We start from the raw sequence: 21,464 nt of genomic DNA, 5'->3' as shown, positions 1-21,464 counted from the left end.
GCTTTTGGGCACACGCAACTCACAAGCGACCGCAGATTGAAGGGCAGAGGCAGGTCGACTCGCTTCGCTGCGCCTGCATCGCTGCGGCATCGGCGACCGACGGCTATGGGCTCTTCACGTCAATCTGCCCATCTTCGTATCGGGAACGCCGCGGGGCAGCCCCCGAGCCTGCGCACTCGGCCCAAAGCGGACAGTCACGCTCGACCGATTGCTGCGGTGCAGCTTCCTTAAACCAGCCGTTGCGGCTCGTCTCAGCAAGATCGACCGCCGTGAGGGAGTTCCAAGATTTTGGGCGTTCTCAGGCACTGTCCAAGAATGGGAGGCGGAGGTTGTTGCGTAAACCGCTTGCATGGGGGCCCCCGGCACGCCTGCGGAAAATTACCGGCGCGTGCCTTCTTTAGTCTGCTACTTTACTGCTGGTGGATCCACGGTCGGACCGCTTCAAGAGGCCGTAGATCAGCAGCGCCAGCGTCGCGACCAGGAACCCGCAGGCGATGGGGCGCTCCAGAAAGATCATCGGATCGCCGCGCGAGACCAAGAGGGCGCGGCGCAGATTCGTCTCGATCAGCGGGCCCAAGACGAAGCCCAGGAGCAGGAGCGCCGGGCTGAAGGCCGCCTGCGTCAGCGCATAGCCGATGGCCCCGATGGCCGCGACCATGACGATGTCGAAGGTCGAGCCGCGCACGGAATAGACGCCCAGGCAGACGAAGATGATGATCGCCGGATAGAGCCAGTGGAACGGGATGCGCAGCATCGACACCCAGATCCCGATCAGCGGCAGGTTCAGGACCAGCAGGAACAGATTGCCGATCCCGAAGCTGACGACCAGACCCCAGAACATGTCCGGATGCGCCTGAAGCATCATCGGGCCGGGCTGGATGCCGTGGATGACCAGCGCGCCCAGCATCAGCGCCATGATCGGATCGCCCGGGATGCCCAGGGTCAGCGTGGGCACGAAGGCGGTGATCGAGGCCGCGTTGTTGGCGGCCTCGGGGCCGGCGACCCCCTCGATGGCGCCCTTGCCGAAACGTTCGGGCCGGCGGGCGACGCGCCGCTCCAGCGCATAGCTGAGAAAGGACGAGATGGTCGATCCTGTGCCCGGCAGCGCGCCGAAGAAGCCGCCAAGCGCGGTGCCGCGGGTGATCGGCGCCACGATCCGGCGCAGGTCGTCCCGCGTGGGAACAAGCTGGCGCAGGGTGACGCGGGCCGGCGGGCCGTCACGCTCGGCCTTGCGGATGTTGCCGATGATCTCGGCCAGGCCGAACAGGCCCATCGCCAGCGCGACCAGGTTGATGCCGTCCAGCAGCTGGACCTGCCCGAAGGTGAAGCGCTGCGCGCCGGAATTCACGTCCGTGCCGACGCAGCCCAGGATCACGCCCAGAACCACCATCGCCAGGCTCTTGGCCATCCGCCCTTCGCCGATGGTCGAGGCCGCGACCAGCCCCATCACCATCATCGCGGCATAATCCGCCGCCCCGAAGCTGGTCGCCAGCCGGCTCAGCCAGCCGGCCAGCAGCACCAGGATCACGATCCCCAGCATCGAGCCCGCGAAGGACGAGATCATTGCCGTGAACAGCGCGACCCCCGCACGCCCCTGCTGGGCCATCGGATAGCCGTCGAGCGTCGTCACCGCCGATTGCGGCGTGCCTGGCAGGCGCAGAAGGATCGAGGCGACCGCCCCGCCATATTGCGCGCCGTAATAGACCGCCGCCAGCATGACCAGCGCCGCCTCGGACGAGATGTAATAGGTGATCGGCAGCAGCAGCGTGATTGCCGCCATCGCGCCGATGCCGGGCAGAACGCCGACCAGCGTGCCGAGGACCGCGCCCAGAAGGCTGTAGATCAGGATCGACGGCTGCAGCGCGACCGCCAGCCCGTGGGCCAAACCCTCCAGCGTGGTCATCGCAGCGCCCCCGGCCAGACCGGCAGCGACATGTTCAACCCGCGCACGAAGACCAGCCAGACCAGCGCCGTCACCGCGACCGTCAGCACCAGCCGCCAGCCAAGGCCCCGGCGCGGCGCGACCGCGCTGGCGATCAGCACCGTCAGCGCCGTGGTCAGAAGGACGCCCAGCCTGTCCAGCGCCAGACCGAAGACCAGCAGCGCCGCGACGACGGCGATGGTCTCGGGCCAGGCGAAGGGGCGCGGCCGGCCGGGGCGGCCCATCGCGGGAACGGCGATCAGCGCCCCCAGCCCCGCCAGCAGCAGCCCAAGCGTCACCGGAAAGAAGCCCGGCCCCATCCGCCGCAGGCTGCCCATGTCGTAGCTGGCGAAGGCATAGCCCGCCACGGCCAGCCCGGTCAGCGCGAGGGCCGCGCCCCAGCCAAGGTCATGCAGGTCGCGGCGCATCGGCGATCCGGCCTACTCGGCCGCCTGAACCGTGTCGATCACCCCGCCCCAAAGCGCGGTGTCATCCGCGATCCGCTGCGCCAGATCCTCGGGCGTGCCCGGCTGCGCCTGCCAGCCCATCGCCAGCAGCCGCTCGCGCACGCCGTCATCGGCAAGGATGGTGTTCAGTTCGTCATTCAGACGCGCGATCACGGCCGGATCGGTCCCGGCCGGCGCGATGAAGGCGTTCCACAGCTCGGCCCGGAAATCGTCCGGCAAGCCGGCCGTGCCCGCGATCACCGGCACGTCCGGCACCTGCGCGAATGGCTCGGCCGAGGTGACGCCCAGCATCTTCATCGTGCCCGCCTCGACCTGCGGCAGCGCGGCCGAAGGGGCCATGAAGCCGCTGTCGATCTCGCCACCCAGGATCGAGGTGGTGACCTCGGCATAGCTCTGGAAGGGGATGTGGAACAGCTGGACGCCGGCGGCATCGGCGAACAGCTCGGCCGTCAGATGCGCGCCCGAGCCCTCGCCGACCGAGCCGTAGCTGATCGCCTCGGGCTCGGCGGCGGCCTCGATGAAGCCGGCTAGGTCGTCGGCCGGGAAGTCCGCGCCGACGGCCAGCACCAGCGGGCTGGTCGCGATCAGGCCGACTGGCGCGATATCGGTCGCCGGATCATAGCCCAGATCCGGGATCAGCCGCTGCGCGGTGGTGAGCGGTCCGTTGATGTTGATCCCAAAGCTGTCGCCGCCGCGCGCCAGCATCTGCTGGACCGCGATCACCCCGCCGGCGCCGGGTCGGTTCTCGACCACGACGGGCTGGCCAAGCGCCTCGGCCAGCGGCTCGGCGACAAGTCGCGCGATGGTGTCAGGGGAAGAGCCTGCGGGAAAGCCGACGAAGATATGCACCGGACCGGTGGGCCAATCCTGCGCCATCGCAGCCGAGGACAGGGTGCATCCGGCAAGGAAAGCGGCGACGGCCGCCCCGCGGCGGGTCTGGCGATGGATCATGATAGGCTCCCCCTTAAATGATGCACCGTTTGTTGCCCCTGCCGGCAAGGGCGTCAATGGGCAGGGGGCAACAAGGTGCGGTCCTTCGGGAAGCGGCGCGGCAGATCACGGGTCCTGCGGTGACATCGGAGACCGCCGCTTGAACAGAAGGATGCGGTCAAGTCGGTGGACGACTTTCTGAGAGGCTTTCCTTCAAGACATCATGGATGTCGGTCATTGTCAGTCCATGCGTGGCGGACGCGTTCTGGATGATGGCGAAGCTTTCCCAGGTCTCGGGCGTGAACACCCGCATCTGCAAGTTCAGCCCGCCTGCGTAATCGGCCGCCATCAGGCGGTTCACGACGGCCAGTCCCTCACCCTCGGAGACAAGGCGGCAGATCGGACCGACTCCTTCCACCGAGATGCGGGAAAAGGGCGCCCTGGCGGACTGCCGGAACGCCGCAGTGACCGCCTGCCATGAGGGGGCGTTCTCGCTGGTGCGGATCAGGTGGCGGCCGCCGATGTTCTCGGGCCCAACACGATCCAAAGCCGTCAGCGGATCGTCCGCCCGCATCACGACCACCAGCGGCACGTCGATGACGGGCAGGATACGGAGCCGCCAGTCGTTCACCGGCAGCTTGACGATAGCCTGGTCCATCCGCCCTTCGGCCACGGCCTCGACCAACTCGGGATAGCGGCCGAACTTGAGCGCGATGGAAAGGTTCGGGAACTGCCGTCGCAGGTCGCGCGCCAGCCGCGGCAAAAGCGTCATCGACAGCGACCGCGGCGCGCCAAAAGTGAGCACCTGGTCGTCCCCCCGCCCGAGGCCGAGCCGCGCGAGGTTCTGATGCGCTTCGAACACCTGGGCTGCACGCGTGAAGACCTGCTCGGCGGCCTGCGTCGGTGCAAGGCGACCGCTCTCGCGCCGGAACAAAGGACGGCCCAGCTGTGCCTCGATGGCGCGTAGGTCGGCGGACACCTGGCTCTGGGATCGTCCCGTCACCTCTGCGGCACGAACAGTGGTGCCGTGGGTGAACACTGCCTGGAAGGATTGCAGCTGGATCAGGCTGAACATGGGGCTACCGGTAAATCGCTAGGAGAAGATAAATCCTAGTAACGTGGACGCTGCCTGTCCATGGCGCCATGTTAGTCCAACAGGAGGATTCGCATGGCGGCATATCTCGTGAGGCGGTTGGCGCAGGCAGTGTTCGTGCTGCTGCTTGTTTCGTTCCTCGTGTTCATGGGCGTCTATGCCATCGGTGATCCGGTGCAGATGCTGGTGCCGCCTGACGCCACCGCAGCCGAGGTCGAGCGCGCGCGCGTCGCCCTGGGTCTCGATCAGCCGATCCTAGTGCAATACTGGCTGTATCTCACGGGGCTGTTTCAGGGCGACCTGGGGACCTCCTTCGTCTACAACCAGCCAACCATCGACCTTGTGCTGCAGCGCCTGCCTGCCACGGTCGAGCTGGGCCTTGCCGCCTTTGTCATGTCCCTGGTCATCGGCCTGCCGCTTGGCCTGATCGCGGGCTACCGGGCGGGCAGCATGACCGATGACGGGATCATGAACGGCTCGATCTTCGCCTATTCGCTGCCGAATTTTTGGCAGGGGCTGCTGCTGATCCTGCTGTTCGCCGTGCAGCTGCGCTGGTTCCCCTCGGGCGGGCGCGGCGATACCGGCACGTTTCTGGGCATCGAGACAAGCCTCGTCACCGCCAGCGGCTGGTCGCACATCTTCCTGCCCGCCTTCAACCTGGCGCTGTTCAACGCGGCGATGGTGATCCGGCTGACGCGGGCGCAGGTGCAGGGGGCGATGAACAGCGAATATGTCCGCTATGCCCGCGCCAAGGGCGTCCCGGAAGGACGCATCCTGATGCGCCACGCTTTTCGCAACGTTTTGATCCCGCTGGTCACCGTGCTGGGGCTGGAGTTGGGGAACCTCTTGGCCTACGGCATCATCACCGAGACCGTCTTCAACTGGCCCGGCATGGGGCAGTTGCTGATCAACTCCATCAACGTCGTCGATCGGCCCGTGATCGTGGGCTACCTGCTGATCGTGGTCGCGATGTTCGTCGTGATCAACCTGCTGGTCGACATCACCTACACGCTTCTTGACCCACGCATCCGGCTTGGGGGGAAACCGGCATGAGAAACGGTTTTCTCTCGTTGCGCCGGGCACCGTTCGCGCTGTTCTGTCTGGCGCTCTTCCTGCTGATCGTGGCTGCCGCGGCCCTGGCCCCGTGGATCTCGCCGCAAGACCCTTACAACAACGCGGTCGTCGACTTCTTCGACAGCAACCTGCCGCCCGGATCGCCTGCAGGCATGGGCGGACTGACCTACTGGCTGGGCACCGATGCACTTGGGCGCGACCTGTTATCCGCGATCCTCTACGGGCTGCGGATCACGCTGACGGTGGCAGCGACGGCCTCGGTGCTGGCGCTGGTGATCGGGGTGACGGCAGGGCTGGTCTCCGCCTATGCCGGGGGCTGGGTCGACACCATCATCATGCGTTTGGTCGACATCCTGCTGGGCTTTCCGACGATTCTCGTTGCGCTGACGATCATGGCACTGGCAGGCGCGGGCACCGGCAACTTGATCCTGGCACTGGCACTGGTCGTGGCGCAGTGGCCTTATTATGCCCGCACCGCACGCTCAGCGGCGCTCGTCGAGATCGGCCAGGACTATATCGAGGCTGCCCGCTGCCTTGAGCTGCCGCACTGGCGCATCATCCTGAAGCACCTGCTGCCGAACTCAATCTCGCCCATCCTCGTCGTGCTGACGCTGCAACTGGCTCATGCGGTCGCCATCGAGGCATCGCTCTCGTTCCTCGGCCTCGGCACCTCGATCGAGCGGCCCTCGCTTGGCCTGCTGATCGCCAATGGCTCGCGCGAGATCCTGTCCGGCCACACCTGGGCACTGGTCTATCCCGGCCTCGCGCTGGCGCTGCTGATCTTCACCGTGAACGTGTTCGGCGACCGCATCCGCCGCGCCATGAACCCGCAGGAGGCGTGACATGCTGGATGTCGAAAACCTCGTGACGGCCATTACGGCCACAGGCACGCCGATCGTGCGTGGGGTCAGCTTCCAAGTTCAACCCGGGCAGATCCTTGGGGTTGTCGGCGAGTCCGGCTCGGGCAAGTCGATGATGGCCTATTCGCTCATCGACCTGCTGCCGCGCGGCATCGCCATCAGCGGAGGGCGCGTCAGCTTCGACGGCCAGGATCTGACGGCGCTTCCGCAAGCGCGGCTGCGCCACCTGCGCGGGGACCGGATCGCGATGATCTTCCAGGACCCGATGGTCGCCCTGAACCCTGTCCTAACCATCGGCGAGCAGATGGTCGAGGCGGTCCTGGCCCATCGCCCCGTCAGCCGAAAGGCCGCCCATGCCCGCTGCATCGAGGTTCTGGGCCGCGTCGGCATCCCCTCGCCCGAAGAACGGATGCGTGCCTATCCGCACGAGTTCTCAGGGGGGATGCGGCAACGCGTGGTGATCGCGATCGCCTTCCTGAACGATCCGGCCCTGATCATCGCCGATGAGGCGACGACCGCCCTGGACGTCACGATCCAGAGCCAGATCATCGCCGAGATCCAGTCGCTGGCCGCCGAGACAGGCACCGCGATCCTCTGGATCACGCACGACCTGTCGCTGCTGTCGGGCTTCGCCGACCATGTGATGGTCATGTATGCTGGGCAGGTCATCGAGACTGCATCGGCCGACCAGATCTTCGCTGCCCCGCGCCACCCCTACACGGCCGCTCTGATGGAGGCCGTGCCGGTCCCGGGCCGCACGCGGCTGGTGAACCTGCCGGGCGTGCCGCCGGCGTTGGACGCGCTGCCAAAGGGCTGCGCCTTCGCGCCACGTTGTCCGCGCGTCCAGCCGCTGTGCCGGGAACAGACGCTGCCGGTGATCGATGGCTCGCGTTGTCACTTTCCGCTGGAGGCAAGCCGATGAGCGTTCTTGAGCTTTCCGACATTCGCCGGGTCTTCTCGCGCAACGACGGCGCACTGGACCGCGCCATGAGCCGCGTCAGAATTGGGCACAAAGCCCAGCATCTGGTGGCGGTGGATGACGTCTCGCTGCGCCTTGAGCCGGGCGAGATGCTGGGCATCGTCGGCGAATCCGGCTGCGGGAAATCCACGCTCGGCCGGATCGCGGCGCAGCTTCTGCCCGCCTCCGGCGGCACTGTCAGCTGGCAGGGCCGCCCCATTGCACAGATGCCGGCGTCCGAAGCCCGCGCAGCGCGGCGGAAGATCCAGATGGTCTTTCAGAACCCCTATGCCAGCCTCAACCCCGCCATGAGCGTGGCCGAGACGATCCTCGAAGCGCCGCTGGCCCATGGCCTGATCCGCCGCAAGGACAGCGCCGCGTTCCTGGCGCAGATGCTGGAGAAGGTCGGCATGGCACCGGACCTGGCGGACCGCCGCCCCCATGCCCTGTCGGGCGGGCAGCGCCAGCGTGTCGGCATCGCCCGTGCCCTCGCCGTCAGTCCCGAGGTGGTGATTTTCGACGAAGCGGTGGCCGCGCTGGATGTCTCGGTGCAGGCGCAGATCCTGAACCTGCTGGTCGATCTGAAGGCCGAAGGCGGCTTTGCGTCCATGTTCATCAGCCACGACCTGAACGTGGTGCGATTCATCTCGGACCGGATCGCGATCCTCTATCTGGGCCGCTTGGTCGAGATCGCGGACCGCGACACGATCTTTGCGCGCGCGCATCATCCCTACACCCGCGCGCTGCTGGCCGAGGCGCCGCAGCTGGGCGGCGCCAAACGCCGCTTTACCCCCCTGAAAGGCGAGTTGCCCTCGCCGCTGAAACCGCCCTCGGGCTGCCATTTCCACCCGCGCTGCCCGCACGCCACCGACCTCTGCCGCAGCACCCGCCCGGCGCTGCGCGCCATCGGGCCAAGCCAACGCTCGGCCTGCCACTACGACCTGCCACAGCTCACTCCCCAGACCCAAGGAGCATGACATGACCCCCGCACGTCTTCTGCTGTCCACTGCCATTCTTGCCGCCGCCACCGGCGCCGCCTCGGCCGAGACGCTCCGCATGGCGCTCAAGGCCGAGCACCCGTCCGTCGATCCCCATTTCTCGCGCACTTCGCCAGGACAGAACACCGCGTCCCACATCTTCGAGGGGCTGGCGGGCATCGACGAGACGCTGCAACCCGTGCCCCTGCTCGCCGAAAGCTGGGAGAATGTCGACCCGACCACATGGCGCATCCGTCTACGGGACGGCGTGACCTTCCACGACGGCAGCACGCTGGACGCGCAGGACGTCATCACGACGTTCGAACGCATTCCCAACGTGGCGAACTCCCCTGCACGTTCGAAAGCAACGTCGCTGCCATCGCCTCCATTGAGGCCGAGAACGATCTGACCCTGCTGATCACCACGGACGAGCCGACGCCGGATCTGATCGAGCAGCTTGGCTCGGTCTATATCCTGCCTTCCGAACTGGGGACTGAGATCTCCAGCCGCGATTTCGACAATGGCACCGCCGCGATCGGCACGGGCCCCTGGCGCTATGGCGGCTGGACTCCGAACGAGCGGCTGACCCTGACCGCCCATGAGGACTATTGGGGCGACGCCCCGGCCTATTCCGACGTGGTGATCCGCTACATCCCCAATGACGCGGGCCGGGTCGCGGCGCTGATCGCGGGCGATGTGGACGTGATCGATGCGGTGCCCGCAGGCGATGTGCCCGCCATCGAAAGCCGCAGCGCCGTGCAGATCGTCGCCGAGACGACCGGGCGGCTGATCTATCTGGCGCTGGACAGCGACCGCGAGGACAGCCCCTTCGTCAGCGCCCCCGAGGGCGGCAACCCGCTGCAGGACGTGCGCGTCCGTCAGGCGCTGTCGCTGATGCTGGACCGGCAGATGATCTCGGACCGGATCATGAACGGCACCGCGACCCCCACCGGCCAGCTGGTCCCCGAGGGATTCGTCGGCTGGACTGATCAGGTCCCCGTGCCGCAGGCGGATCCGGAGGCGGCCCGCGCCCTCCTGGCCGAGGCAGGCTATCCCGACGGCTTCACGATCACGCTGCATGGGCCGAACAACCGCTACCAGAACGACGCGCAGATCCTGCAGGCCGTCAGCCAGCTCTTCGCGCGCGCCGGCCTGACCTCGACCGTCGAGGCAATGCCGTCGAACATCTTCTTCGACCGCGCCAGCCAGCAGGACTTCTCGGCCTTCCTCGGCGGCTTCGGGACCACCACGGGCAGCGCGATCCGCGGCCTCCAGCAGGTCATCGCCACGAACGACCCCGAGGCGGGAACGGGCGGGTTCAACCGCACGCGGTTCTCCGATCCCGAGTTCGACGCGCTGGTGGCCCGCGCGGCGCAAAGCTTCGATGAGGCCGAGCGCGACGATCTGCTGGCGCAGGCCACGGTCCGCGCCTTCACCGAGCAGCAGGCGATCATCCCGCTTCATTTTGAGCAGCAGATCTGGGCGCTACGCGAGGGGCTGACCTATGACGCCCGCCCGATCGAGCGGACGCTGGCGCAGGACATCCGCCCCGCCGAGTAAGGCGCGACAAAGGACGCAAACCATGCAGACGCAGATGGTGATGATGCGGGACGGGGTCCGTCTCGCAACCGATATCCACATGCCTGACGGCGCCGGTCCCTGGCCGGTGATTCTCGAGCGCACACCCTATGACCGGCAGGGGATCTCGGGCTCCGAGGTCGCGCTGGACCGCCCGGAGGCGCTGACCCGCGTGGAACTGGGACGCATCATGGCACGGCGCGGCTATGTGGTCGTGATGCAGGACGTGCGCGGTCGGTATGGGTCGGAAGGCGTCTTCGAGAAATACGTGAACGAGGCCGAGGATGGCGTTGACACCCATCACTGGCTGCTGAAACAGCCCTGGTGCGACGGCCGCATCTGCACGATGGGCCTGTCCTATGGGGCTCACACACAGCTAGCTTCCGCTGTGGCGGGGGCCCCGGGCATTGCGGCCATGGCGATCGACACGGGTGGCCTGATGGACGCCTGGCGCCACTCGGTCCGCTATGGTGGCGCGTTCGAGCAGAAGCAGGTGACCTGGGCCTTCCGCCATGCCGCCAAAGCCCTGCGGGAGCAGGGGCGAGCCGAGGATGCGGCGGCGCTCGAAGCCACCGACATCCGCGAAGCCTTGCTGCGCGGCGACTGGCGGGCCGGTCACTCGCCCTTGGCCCTGGCACCGGCTTACGAGGCAGCATTGCTGCGGCTTTGGGCCATGGGACCGGATGACCCGGCGCTGAACCTACCGGCGACCAGGGCGGCAGCGCATCTCGGCCGCTTTCCGGACGTCCCCGTCCTCCTGCTGGGCAGCTGGAACGACCCTTACGCACGCAACATGCTGGACCTGTCCCAGGCGATCCGCGAGCTCAACACCGCGCCGCTCCGTCAGATCTTCGGGCCGTGGCTGCACGGTCGCCGCAGCTCCGGTCAGGCGGGCGAAGCAGACTTCGGTCACGACTCGACGATTGACCGGGCGACGGGCCGCGACTGGGTGACGTTGAGGCTCGACTGGTTCGACTGCGCCATGGGACGCGCCGAAGCGCCACTTGAACATGACCTCTTCTTCGAGATGTCGGCAGGGAGATGGCCGGCAATGGGCGGCGCGTGGAGGCCGCGGCGCCATCGCGCGAGCGCGGGTCCTGTCCCCGCGCTGCAGGTGAGCGGCGTCACACTGACCTTCGATCCCTCGAACCCGCACCCCACTCCTGGCGGTGCAGTCACGTCGGGTGGCGCGCTTATGGCGGGGGGGATGTTTGACCAGCGGCGGATGGGCACGTTGGATCATCCGGGTTCCGCCATTGTTATCGGCGAACCGCTAGCGACAGAATTGGTGCTTACGGATGTCACGGTCTCGGCCACTTGCGAGGCGCAAGAGGCCTTCGATCTCCACGCTGTCCTCGTTGAGGAGCTGCCCTGCGGCGCATTCATCAACATCACCGACGGTATCATGCGCGCATTCAGTTCCGGAAAGGTGACGGTGGACCTAGCGCCTACCTATTATAAAGCAGGCCATGGACACCGGTTGTGTCTGATCCTCGCAGCATCGAGCTTCCCTCGCTTTGACTTCGCAACCGGGCGGCAGCACGACATACAGCTGCGCGACGCTGCGGTCAGTTTCAGCATCATCAGGTGAATGGAAGCGGGCGTGATAGCCGCACATCGCACAAACCCGTCGAGATCTACAAGGCCGGCCCATTGCGGTCATTCGTCAGGCTGGCCATTGCTGCGGCGCAGGTTCGCCAGACCGGCCATTCGTCCATCGCGCAGCAATATCGGAGGATAAAGCTCGGCTGTGCGGACGACGCTGCCGTTTGCGTATGCAGCATCTACGTTGGTTTCTACTGCAGTTGTTCCAGTTCACCATCCCCGGCATGACCTGCGGCGGCTGCGCCCGTCGGGTCACCAATGCAATCCTGAGCGTCGATCCGACGGCGCACGTCGTTACCGATCCGCCGTCGCGCAGCGCGAAGGTCACCTCAACCGCGGAGGAGGAGACGCTTCTCGCCGCGCTCGGCGAAGCCGGCTATCCGGCCGAGCAAAAGGATCAGCCGGCGGCCGCATGAACATGCCATCGGGCGCGGCGATAGACTGGGCGCGCCCTTGGTCTGTCGTTGATCCGGTTTGGGTTCAGGAAGCGTGGCCGAAGCGCTGGCGGTATTCGCCGGGCGTCAGCCCGATGAACCGGGCGAAGATCTTGCGGAAGGCTCCCGGATCGCCATAGCCCGTCTCCCATGCGATCTGCTCGACCGTGAGCGCGCTGAACTGGAGCAACTCGCAGGCCTTGCTGACGCGTAGCCGCTGACCATATTCCGAGGTCGTCATACCGGTCGCCTTGCGGAAGCGGCGCAGGAAGGTGCGCCGTTCAAGACCAGCCCTCGTCGCCAGCGTTTCCAGCGAGATGTCCTTCGCCTCGGTGTCCTGCAACCAGCGCTGGACCTCCAGGACGGCGGCGTCGCCGTGGCCCGTCCGCGGCGAGAAGATGCTGTAATAACGTTGCTCGCGCCCCGGCGGGTCGACCAGCAGGAACTTCGCTGTCTGGGTCATCACCTCCGCACCACGCAGGCGTTCCACCAGCCGCAGACACAGATCGGTCCAGGACATGACACCTCCGGCCGTCAGGATCTGGCCGCCATCGATCAGCAGTCGATCGACGTCAACCGGCACGCGCGGGAAGCGATCGCGGAACTGGTCTTCGAGAATCCAGTGCGTCGTTGATGGCCGTCCGTCCAGAAGGCCGGTTTCTCCCAGGAGGAACGCTCCGGCGCATACGGACGCGAGAATGGTGCCGGCCGTATGACGATCCCGCAACCAATCCAGATAGGGCGTTGCAATCTCGGCCGTCGCCGGAGAATCCAGACTGGGCGGCAGGATCAGGACGTCCGGCCCGATGCCTTGGGATGAGCCGGTGCCATGGACACGTTGCGGCGGGCCGCCTTCCGTCTCGATGCACCAGTGACTGACAGCGATCCGGTTCAGCTTGGACGTGCCATGCGGAGCCGAGAACCGGTTGGAGACGATGAAGAGATCGGTCATCGCAAGGATCGCCGACATCTGCGCGCCCGGGTAGATCAGCAGCCCGACCTCTGTTTCTTGCCTGGTAGCCATTTGTCACTATTGACCCTGATTATGTCGATATCACCAATGGGCATAGGCCGGGGCGACCCCTATTGTCCAGTAAACGCAATCTGAACAGCAAAGAGAAAGGGCAAATCATGAGCAAACGCGCTATTGTCGTCGTCGATCTCCAGAACGACTATTTCCCCGGCGGGAAGTATGAACTTGTCGGCATCGACAAGGCCGCCGAAAACGCAGCCCGTGTAATCGAGGCGGCCCGCCAGAAGGGCGACCGCGTTATCCACGTCCAGCACATCTTCCCCAGCCAGGACGCGCCGTTCTTCACGCCCGATTCAGAAGGCATCGAGATCAATCCGGTCGTGACGCCGATCGAAGGCGAGACGGTCGTGGTCAAGAACTATCCGAATTCCTTCCTCAAGACCGAACTGAAGGAGATTCTTGATGCCGACGGGATCGAGGATGTCGTGGTCGTCGGCGCCATGAGCCACATGTGCATCGACGCGACCACCCGAGCCGCCAGTGATTTCGGCTACAAGACGACTGTCGTCCAGGACGCCTGCGCGACGCGCGATCTGGAACATGAGGGCGTCACCGTGCCGGCGGCCTCCGTCCATGCCGCCATGATGTCGGCGCTCGGCTTCGCCTATGCAACGATCACGGATACCGAGGCTTACGTCGCGCAGTAACTGTACGCCAAGGACTGATGACGGCCACAGCCGTCATCAGATCCTCTGGTCCGGTGATTTCCGTATTCACCGGACCCAGAGCGAAATCCATCTGCCGGGGCACGAATACTGCTCCTACACCCGCCCGAGAAGAACGCCGCCGTCGTAGATGTCGTCGATCGCGTCGGGGATCTGGTTGATGCAGGTGACCAGCGTGCGCCCGGCACCCAGATCCACCACATCATGCAACTCCTGCTCACCACTGCGGCGGTCTGAGTTGACCATCACAGTCTGTCCGATGGCGCGTCCCGCCCCGTCCAGCATGCGCAGGTAGACATCCGTCTCAGGCTCATAGGGGACCTCGTCCCGTTCCCAGGCCAGGGCGTAGCCGCCGACGGAGCGACCGGCAATCTGGCTGTCGCTCTGATCCAGGGTGTTTCGCCCGCCGAGATTGGGTGCAATCAGTTGGGCGGGTGCCACGGCCGTGCCATCTGGGCGGAAGACCTGCGTCCAGACCCCGTAACCCTCGCCTCCACCAAAGGACGTGCGCTCGTGCCAGCTCACCGCGTAGTTGCCGCCTGCCGAGGCGGCAATCGAGGGATTAATGTAGTCCGCCCCAGAGAGGGGACTGACAAAGGCGTCTGCATCATCGACGAGGCGACGAGGACCGCCGATCTGGCGGCCACTGGCATCGTGCCGGAAGGCCAAAAGATCGTAATCCCCACCGCTCTCATACCTGGCGACCAGGGTGATCGTCTGGCCATTGGCAAGCGCGACGATGCCCGCGGCCAGATGATCATCGGACGTATTGGGCGTTATCTGACGTGCGGGACCGCGTTCCGTGCCGTCGGCCGCGTAGAACTTGATGTAGGTGTCGTAATAGGGATCATCCTGTCCGTTGACTGCAGACGGGCCCTTGCTCTGGAAGACCACCGAGAAGCCGCCGTAGTTCAACGCCGTTCCAAAAGGGCTTCCCTGGACATCGTCGGTCAGATTGTTGACGCGGCTATCCGCAACACCCGCAGCGCCCAGGTCTCCACGCCACGGACGCGCATAGACCCCGAAGGTTCCGCCAACGCCGGGATCAGGGTGCAGGTCGCTCCAAAATCCGAGGATGTTGCCGTTGCGCATTTGGAAGATGTAGGGGTCTTCCTGGACGCTCTGCCGGTTGGCCGATAGGAAAAACGAGGGCATCTGGTCACCTTTGTGCATGCCTTCGTCAGGAAGGCTGGCCTGCAGTCGATGTCATTACGCGATACGTTCAAGCCAGCTTAGGCAGCAGCAGCGGCTGCTGTAAATAGTTGCATCCGTCAATCAGGGCGGCTCAGAAGCTACGGCAAAACCCCGCCAACTTGTGCCGACGTTTCAGTTTCTTTGAGCGATGGCGACCTGGCCAGGCCGCACAGGTCAACGAGATCCTTCTCACCGGGAAATACAGTGTCAAAGAAATCCGGCCTGATCTCCTGTGGAATTGCGATGGACATTGCACGCATGCATTCACCGCGTTGGGCTTTTGATGATTAGTTGTAGCGTAACGAGTGTTCGAGAGCCTCGGGGCGCGGCGCACCAGTGGACCCGCACGGCGGACTATGGTCCTGACAGGACCAAGGGTGCATGCCCGTCGTAGTCTGACGGCGCATGCTGGAACCGGGGCGGCGGCGGCATCAGCGCCGTTGTAATCGTCTCAATCTTATACCTGCCGGAACAGACTGTAACCAGACATTCATGCATTGTGCAGCATCCCACGCCTTGGGCTCGAACCGGTCATGCGGCGATGCAGAACAAGGCTCGACCTTGGTCCGCTCCGAATGTCGGCTTCCACCTTTTGTGGGTGATCGGATCGTCGCCGCAGCGAATGTCGGTTTTCCGCCCTTTCTGCCGGCAGGGGCACTCAAGCGACTTTCAACGGCCTGAGCGTCCGCTTTCGGCAAATGCTGCGGTCGCCATGCCGCACCACCGAAAGGCCGCTCTCCGCCCTTCGCGTCACTCTACGATCGTCGGCACTGAGACGGATGAGCGCTTTCGCGTCGCAAGTTCAGAGTCAAATGTGCATGTCGCTCCCTTCGCTTTAAGCGGGCCAATGGCTGCGTATCAATCCCGGAGCCGCCACTTGATATTCCAATGTGGCTGCAGGCATAGGTCTCCTGCTATCGAAGGGAGTAATCACAACTTGACCTTGCTGCACGGAATTCCCCCGGTGGCCCGCGAAACGGTGCCATCGCTCGTGGCGAGGTTGGCCGCCTCGAAGGGCGTGACGCTGAGCCAGCTGGTGCTCGATCTCGGCGGCTCAGCCAAGCGCTTGATCAATCAGGACCGCGTGTTGCTCGAGAACCTCAGGATCTGGGGCGGACTGGAGGATGCGCAACTGGAAGAACTGTTGTCCTGGACCGGCGAGCCGATCGGCGATGTGCGGATGCGCTTTCGGCGCGAGATATTCGTCTCCCGAGCGCTGCGGAACCCAATCGTGCGAGGATGCCCCCGGTGCTTGGAAGAAGATGCTCTGTCAGCACCAGAAGATCCGCTGACCGCGATGGCTATGCGCGGGGATTGGCAAATGCGGGATATGGTGATCTGCGCCAAGCACCACACGCTGCTGGTGCCTCTCTGGACGGTGCAGCATCCCGTCGCTCGAAACGATCTGACGGCCCGGCTCACCGAGATCCTGCCGAAGATCCTCTCGCGGGACCTCCACGGACCGGCGGCCTCTCCGACGCCATACGACCTGTGGCTGCAGCAGCGGCTGGACAGGGGCGAGGATACAACCTGGCTCTCCGGCCAAAGCCTCTACGCCGCGACGACCTTCTGTCGGTTGCTGGGCAGCGAATTGCTGCGCATCAACGGGTATGACGCCGCTGATCCGCAGGACTTTCAGCATGCCGCGCAAGCTGCGGGGTTCGATGTCGTGCGTCGTGGTGTTGATGCTATTCGGGATGCCCTGCACGATCTGGCCGCCGAGGCGGACGGCTTTCTGGACGAACCGCAGAAGGCGTTCGGATCGGTCTGGAAGGACATGCGGGACTTCCACCAGGACAACGAGGCCTTCAAGCCGTTTGCGGACGTGGTCCGATCCGTGGTCCTCGAGATCTGGCCCGTGGCGGAAGGCGCCGTCTTGCTGGGACAGGAAGTGTCGCAGCGGAGACTTCATTCTGTCAGCACCGCTGCGAAAGCGCTGCGCGTCACGGAGCGGCGACTGCGCCCGTTGCTGGTCGAGGCGGGTATCATCGCGCCAGAGGATCCGCGGCCGGACAGTCGCGCGGTCTTCGATGCAGAGGTGCATGACAAGACGCTTCGCGCGATCGCATCGCTGGTGACGGACCCGCAGATGCGGCGCACCGTCGGCATGACCGAGGCGGAACTGCGCGCGCTGGAACAGGACGGCGTCCTACAGCCCCGGACACGCCTGCCGGGCGCGCGGCTTCGTTGGCTGGAGGCGGATGGGCAGGCGCTGGTCGACGAGCTGAACGCGCTGGCGGAAGCGGATCCCGGAACCGCCAAATGGGAAACCATCCAGACCGCCCAGGCCAACAGCAAGATCTCGGTGGGGCGGATCATCGCGGCCATCCGGGTGCGGCAGATCCGTGTTCATGCCCCGGCAGGCAACAGGTCCTACCATGGGTTCAAGGTCTGCCGGAGCGAGTTTGGGGCAATCGGATAGAGAGCGCAGCAGGTCCTGCCACTTAGACTGCGCGGAGAGGCGGTGGAAAAAGGTTCGTTCGGCTGAGCACATGCGCGTCACCCGATTTCTCCACAAGAAAAACCTGATGCGCGTCAACCGCTTGAGCCGACATCGCCGTAGCGCTGCAGAAACTTCTTGACGCATGGTGTGCACAGGAACCGCAAAACGTGCACTCTTATGCTTCATCGTCACCTTTGAGATTTTTGGTGACCCCGGCAGGATTCGAACCTGCAACCTGCCCCTTAGGAGGGGGCTGCTCTATCCAGTTGAGCCACGGGGCCTTGGGTCTCTGAATAACGGCGGGGGGGCGCGCTTGGCAAGCGCCGGTTGTCGGCGGGGATGACCTTCGCTAACATCGCCTGCACATAAGCCGGAACAGCCTCCATGATCCCCACCAGACCCCGCCGCCCGCTGACCCTTCGCGATGTCTCCGAGGCGTCGGGCGTCTCGGAGATGACCGTCAGCCGGGTGCTGCGCAACCGGGGCGACGTGTCCGCCGCCACGCGCGAGAAGGTGCTGACCGCCGCCAAGACCTTGGGCTATGTCCCCAACAAGATCGCGGGCGGGCTGGCCAGCCAGCGCGTCAACTTGGTCGCGGTGGTCATCCCGTCCCTGTCGAACCTGGTCTTTCCCGACGTGCTGGGCGGGATCTCGGCGGAACTAGACGATACCGGGCTGCAGCCGGTGATCGGGGTCACCAACTATTCCCCCGCACGCGAGGAGATGGTGCTCTATGACATGCTGTCCTGGCGGCCCTCGGGGGTGATCCTGGCGGGGCTGGAGCACAGCCGCGCGGCGCGGGCCATGCTGCAAAATTCCGGCATTCCGGTGGTCGAGATCATGGATGTCGACGGCGAGGGGATCGACACGCTGGTGGGGATATCCCACATCCGCGCGGGACGCGAGATGGCCGACCGCATCCTGGCCGCGGGCTATCGCCGCATCGGCTTCGTGGGCACCCACATGCCCGAGGATCACCGCGCCCGCAAACGCCTGTCGGGCTTCGAGGAGGGGCTGGCCCAGGCCGGCATCACGCTGGAGGCGCGGGAATATTACCAAGGCGGCTCCAGCCTGCTGAAGGGGCGCGAACTGACCGAGCGCATCCTGTCGCGCGCGCCGGACCTGGATTTCCTCTATTTCTCGAACGACATGATCGGGGCGGGGGGGCTGCTGCACTGCATCGACCGGGGCTATGACATTCCGGGCCGGATCGGGCTGGCGGGGTTCAACGGGGTGGACCTTCTGGACGGGCTGCCGATGCGGCTGGCCACCACCGATGCGCGCCGGGTCGATGTCGGGCGGCGGGCGGCGCGGCTGGTCTCGGGCAAGGACCAGCGGCCCGAGAACCGGATCATCGCGCTGACCCCGACTTTCCTGCCGGGCGACACGATCAGGGCCTGATCGGCCGCTTGTGGCCCGGCACGGCGCGGCCTATCTATGCGCCATGCGTATTCCCCTGATCGGCCGAGCCCTGTCCCGAAAACCCCGCGTCGCGGTGATCCGCCTGGCGGGCGCCATCGGCGGCGGCGGGCGCGGCGGGGGGCTGAACGACGCGGCCTTGGCGCCGGTCATCGAACGCGCCTTTGCCCGCAGGCCCGTGGCCGTGGCGCTGGCGGTCAATTCGCCCGGCGGATCGCCGGTGCAATCCTCGCTGATCGCGGCGCGCATCCGGCGGCTGGCCGATCAGCGCGACATCCCCGTCCATGCCTTCGTCGAAGACGTGGCCGCGTCGGGCGGCTATTGGCTGGCCTGCGCGGCGGACCGGATCTGGGCGGATGACAGCTCGATCCTGGGGTCGATCGGGGTGATCTCGGCCGGTTTCGGGTTCCACGGCCTGATCGAGAGATGGGGCATCGAGCGGCGCGTCCACACGGCGGGCCTGTCGAAATCCACGCTGGACCCGTTCCGCCCCGAACGCCCCGAGGACGTGGCCCGTCTGCATGCCATCCTGGAGCCCATCCACGAGGCCTTCAAGGACCATGTCCGCGCCCGCCGCGGCACCCGCCTGTCGACCGAACGCGACCTCTTCACGGGCGAGTTCTGGGCCGGGCGCGAGGCCGTGCACCTGGGGTTGGCCGACGGGATCGGCCATCTGGTCCCGCGCATGCGGGCGCTGTGCGGCGACGACATCCGCTTTGAGGTGCATGGCATGCGCCGCCCCCTTCTGCGCAGGCTGGGCCTGTCGGCCGACGCGCTGCTGGATGCGGCCGAGGATCGCGCCGCCTTTCAGCGCTTCGGAACCCGGGGATGAGCCTGCGCGTCGTCGTCCTGTTCCTGCTGGTCATGATCGTCATCGCCCTGATGGGCGGTCCCGGTGTCCGGCGCGCCATTCGGACCATTCTGGGGATCAACCGACGTGATCGTTGACATGATGCTGGTGCTGGGTGGGCTTGCCCTGCTGGTTTTCGGGGGCGACCTGCTGGTCAAGGGTGCCGTGAACCTGGCGCTGAAGCTGGGCATGACCCCCTTGGTCGTGGGCCTGACCGTGGTGGCCTTCGGCACCTCGGCGCCCGAGCTGCTGGTGTCGATCTCGGCGGCGCTGCAGGGCTCGTCGGGGATCGCGATGGGCAATGTCGTGGGTTCGAACATCGCCAATGTGGTGCTGATCCTGGGGGTGACGGCGGTCATATCGACCATCGTGACGCGCGGCCACGACCTGCGCGAAAGCTGGGCGATGATGATCGGCGCCTCGGTCCTGGTCATCGCCTTGGCCTTCACCGGCGAGATCGGCCGCATCGAGGGCGCGATCCTGCTGGCCGCCCTGGCCTTGGTCCTGTGGCGCCAGCTGAGCACCGGCAAGGCCGATGCCGAGGAGCTGGAGGGCGCCGAGCTGGGCGCCAACTGGACCCGCATCGCGATCTGGCTGGGGCTGGGGCTGGTCCTGCTGCCCTTGGGCGCGAACCTGCTGGTCACCGGGGCGTCGGACATCGCGCGCACATTCGGCATCAGCGACGCGGTCATCGGCCTGACGCTGGTCGCCGTGGGCACGTCCCTTCCCGAACTGGCGGCATCGGTCGCCTCGGCCATGCGGGGGCGGGCGGACATGGCGCTGGGCAATGTCGTGGGGTCCAACATCTTCAACCTGCTGGCCATCCTGGGGATCACCGCCGTGGTCGCCCCCCTGCCGGTCCCGCCCGAGATGCTGCGCCTGGACCTGTGGGTGATGCTGGGCACCTCGCTGCTGCTGGCGCCGTTCCTGCTGCGCGCGGTCAGCCTGACGCGGGCCGTGGGCGCGGGCTTCGTGCTGTTCTATGCGGGCTATGTCTGGGTGCTGCTGTGAGCGGCGTGACGCTGGTCACCGGGGGCGCGCGCCGCCTGGGCCGGGCGATGGTGCTGGAGCTGGCGCGGCGCGGCCATGACGTGGCGATCCATTACGACCGATCCGCCGAGGATGCCGAGGCCACCGCCGCCGAGGCCCGCGCCTTGGGCGTCGCGGCGGCGACCTTTCAGGCCGACCTGCTGGATGCGGATGCGACGGCCGCGCTGGTCGGCCGGGTGGCCGACCGGATGGGCCGGCTGGAGGTGCTGGTGAACAACGCCTCGATCTTCGATCACGACACGATCCACAGCGCGACGATGGACGGCTGGGACCGCCATCTGGGATCGAACCTGCGCGCGCCCTTCCAGCTGATCCAGGCCTTCGCGGCCCAGGCCCCCAAGGCCTGCCCGGACGAGAACGGCGAGCCGCAGGCCCGCGCCCTGGTCATCAACATGGTCGATCAGCGGGTGCTGAAGCCGACCCCGGCCTTCATGACCTATTCCATCGCCAAGGCGGCGCTGTGGTCGCTGACCCGCACCGCCGCCCAGGCTCTGGCCCCCGACATCCGCGTGAACGCCATCGGCCCCGGCCCCACCATGCAGGGCAGCCGCCAGAGCGCCGCGCATTTCGCCGCCCAACGTGCCGGCACCATCCTGGAACGCGGCGCCGATCCACAGGGGATCACCCAGGCCCTGGGCTATTTCCTGGAGGCCCGCGCCGTCACCGGACAGCTGATCTGCGTCGATGGCGGCCAGCATCTGGGATGGCGCACGCCCGACATCATCGGTCACGACTGAGGGTTGTTCCCGGCCTGTTCCCATGCTTTGTCCACCATCGATTCCCGCGTCGCGCCAAGCTGCGGATTCAACAGGTTTTTTCCATCCACAGGAAGATATCCAGAAATTTATCCATGAAAAACAATGGCCTTGGATCCTGCCTAAAAACCGGGCAACATCACCGGAATGTAACGATT

At 66.0% G+C, this 21,464-nt stretch carries 20 protein-coding genes and 1 tRNA gene; 14 read left to right on the top strand and 7 right to left on the bottom strand.

The window, feature by feature from the left end:
• Positions 1–397: 397 nt before the first annotated feature.
• From JHW48_RS14795 to JHW48_RS14780, 4 genes are all read right to left on the bottom strand, one after another.
• Complete coding sequence (locus JHW48_RS14795; protein WP_119884575.1) at positions 398–1,903, bottom strand: tripartite tricarboxylate transporter permease; 1,506 nt, start codon at positions 1,901–1,903, stop codon at positions 398–400.
• Positions 1,900–2,349 (bottom strand): tripartite tricarboxylate transporter TctB family protein, encoded by a 450-nt coding sequence (locus tag JHW48_RS14790; RefSeq protein ID WP_119884576.1) that lies wholly within the window; start codon positions 2,347–2,349, stop codon positions 1,900–1,902. Before JHW48_RS14790 ends, JHW48_RS14795 begins: the two co-directional genes overlap by 4 nt.
• 12 nt (positions 2,350–2,361) lie before the next feature.
• Positions 2,362–3,339, bottom strand: coding sequence for a Bug family tripartite tricarboxylate transporter substrate binding protein (locus JHW48_RS14785; RefSeq protein WP_119884577.1), 978 nt, complete (start codon positions 3,337–3,339; stop codon positions 2,362–2,364).
• A gap of 157 nt (positions 3,340–3,496) precedes the next feature.
• Entirely contained in the window at positions 3,497–4,393 is an 897-nt protein-coding gene (locus JHW48_RS14780) for a LysR family transcriptional regulator (protein ID WP_119884578.1), read from the bottom strand.
• 93 nt (positions 4,394–4,486) lie between these two features.
• On the opposite strand from JHW48_RS14780, the gene JHW48_RS14775 reads away from it, so the two are divergent.
• The 8 genes from JHW48_RS14775 to JHW48_RS14740 all read left to right on the top strand — a co-directional run bounded on the left by JHW48_RS14775 (position 4,487) and on the right by JHW48_RS14740 (position 11,879).
• Complete coding sequence (locus JHW48_RS14775) at positions 4,487–5,464, top strand: ABC transporter permease (protein ID WP_119884579.1); 978 nt, start codon at positions 4,487–4,489, stop codon at positions 5,462–5,464.
• Entirely contained in the window at positions 5,461–6,327 is an 867-nt protein-coding gene (locus tag JHW48_RS14770) for an ABC transporter permease (protein ID WP_119884580.1), read from the top strand. The genes JHW48_RS14775 and JHW48_RS14770 overlap by 4 nt, the downstream gene beginning before the upstream one ends.
• 1 nt (position 6,328) lies before the next feature.
• Positions 6,329–7,267, top strand: coding sequence for an ABC transporter ATP-binding protein (locus JHW48_RS14765; RefSeq protein WP_119884581.1), 939 nt, complete (start codon positions 6,329–6,331; stop codon positions 7,265–7,267).
• Positions 7,264–8,280, top strand: coding sequence for an ABC transporter ATP-binding protein (locus JHW48_RS14760; RefSeq protein ID WP_119884582.1), 1,017 nt, complete (start codon positions 7,264–7,266; stop codon positions 8,278–8,280). The genes JHW48_RS14765 and JHW48_RS14760 overlap by 4 nt, the downstream gene beginning before the upstream one ends.
• Position 8,281: 1 nt before the next feature.
• Entirely contained in the window at positions 8,282–8,689 is a 408-nt protein-coding gene (locus JHW48_RS14755; RefSeq protein WP_119884677.1) for an ABC transporter substrate-binding protein, read from the top strand.
• Entirely contained in the window at positions 8,659–9,840 is a 1,182-nt protein-coding gene (locus JHW48_RS14750) for an ABC transporter substrate-binding protein (protein ID WP_272835857.1), read from the top strand. The genes JHW48_RS14755 and JHW48_RS14750 overlap by 31 nt, the downstream gene beginning before the upstream one ends.
• Positions 9,841–9,862: 22 nt before the next feature.
• Positions 9,863–11,449, top strand: coding sequence for a CocE/NonD family hydrolase (locus JHW48_RS14745; RefSeq protein WP_170152189.1), 1,587 nt, complete (start codon positions 9,863–9,865; stop codon positions 11,447–11,449).
• Between the two features lie 214 nt (positions 11,450–11,663).
• The gene (locus tag JHW48_RS14740; RefSeq protein WP_119884678.1) at positions 11,664–11,879 is read left to right on the top strand and encodes a heavy-metal-associated domain-containing protein; all 216 of its coding nucleotides are present in this window, start codon (positions 11,664–11,666) and stop codon (positions 11,877–11,879) included.
• Positions 11,880–11,943: 64 nt separating this feature from the next.
• Here JHW48_RS14740 and JHW48_RS14735 read toward each other — a convergent pair whose 3' ends face one another.
• The gene (locus JHW48_RS14735) at positions 11,944–12,921 is read right to left on the bottom strand and encodes a GlxA family transcriptional regulator (RefSeq protein WP_119884585.1); all 978 of its coding nucleotides are present in this window, start codon (positions 12,919–12,921) and stop codon (positions 11,944–11,946) included.
• A 107-nt stretch (positions 12,922–13,028) separates the two neighbouring features.
• On the opposite strand from JHW48_RS14735, the gene JHW48_RS14730 reads away from it, so the two are divergent.
• Entirely contained in the window at positions 13,029–13,577 is a 549-nt protein-coding gene (locus tag JHW48_RS14730) for a cysteine hydrolase family protein (RefSeq protein WP_119884586.1), read from the top strand.
• A 114-nt stretch (positions 13,578–13,691) separates the two neighbouring features.
• Here the strand turns inward: JHW48_RS14730 and JHW48_RS14725 are convergent, their stop codons facing one another.
• Positions 13,692–14,768, bottom strand: coding sequence for a hypothetical protein (locus JHW48_RS14725; protein ID WP_119884587.1), 1,077 nt, complete (start codon positions 14,766–14,768; stop codon positions 13,692–13,694).
• A gap of 958 nt (positions 14,769–15,726) precedes the next feature.
• On the opposite strand from JHW48_RS14725, the gene JHW48_RS14720 reads away from it, so the two are divergent.
• On the top strand, positions 15,727–17,211 hold the full coding sequence (locus JHW48_RS14720; RefSeq protein WP_170152190.1) for a TniQ family protein: 1,485 nt from the start codon (positions 15,727–15,729) through the stop codon (positions 17,209–17,211).
• 225 nt (positions 17,212–17,436) lie between these two features.
• On the opposite strand, the gene JHW48_RS14715 is transcribed toward JHW48_RS14720, so the two are convergent.
• Positions 17,437–17,513: transfer RNA gene (locus tag JHW48_RS14715), tRNA-Arg, on the bottom strand.
• Positions 17,514–17,616: 103 nt separating this feature from the next.
• On the opposite strand from JHW48_RS14715, the gene JHW48_RS14710 reads away from it, so the two are divergent.
• The 4 genes from JHW48_RS14710 to JHW48_RS14695 all read left to right on the top strand — a co-directional run bounded on the left by JHW48_RS14710 (position 17,617) and on the right by JHW48_RS14695 (position 21,288).
• Positions 17,617–18,633 (top strand): LacI family DNA-binding transcriptional regulator, encoded by a 1,017-nt coding sequence (locus JHW48_RS14710; RefSeq protein ID WP_119884589.1) that lies wholly within the window; start codon positions 17,617–17,619, stop codon positions 18,631–18,633.
• Positions 18,634–18,676: 43 nt separating this feature from the next.
• Positions 18,677–19,483, top strand: a complete 807-nt coding sequence (locus tag JHW48_RS14705) for a S49 family peptidase (RefSeq protein WP_119884679.1) — start codon at positions 18,677–18,679, stop codon at positions 19,481–19,483.
• 105 nt (positions 19,484–19,588) lie between these two features.
• Positions 19,589–20,512, top strand: coding sequence for a calcium/sodium antiporter (locus JHW48_RS14700; RefSeq protein WP_240637646.1), 924 nt, complete (start codon positions 19,589–19,591; stop codon positions 20,510–20,512).
• A 5-nt stretch (positions 20,513–20,517) separates the two neighbouring features.
• Entirely contained in the window at positions 20,518–21,288 is a 771-nt protein-coding gene (locus JHW48_RS14695; protein ID WP_419182420.1) for an SDR family oxidoreductase, read from the top strand.
• Positions 21,289–21,464: the final 176 nt, after the last annotated feature.

The sequence above is a fragment of the Paracoccus aestuarii genome, assembly GCF_028553885.1.
GTDB lineage: Bacteria > Pseudomonadota > Alphaproteobacteria > Rhodobacterales > Rhodobacteraceae > Paracoccus > Paracoccus aestuarii.
The sequence above is the reverse complement of the archived record's forward strand: the minus strand, read 5'-3'. Positions and strand labels throughout refer to the sequence as shown.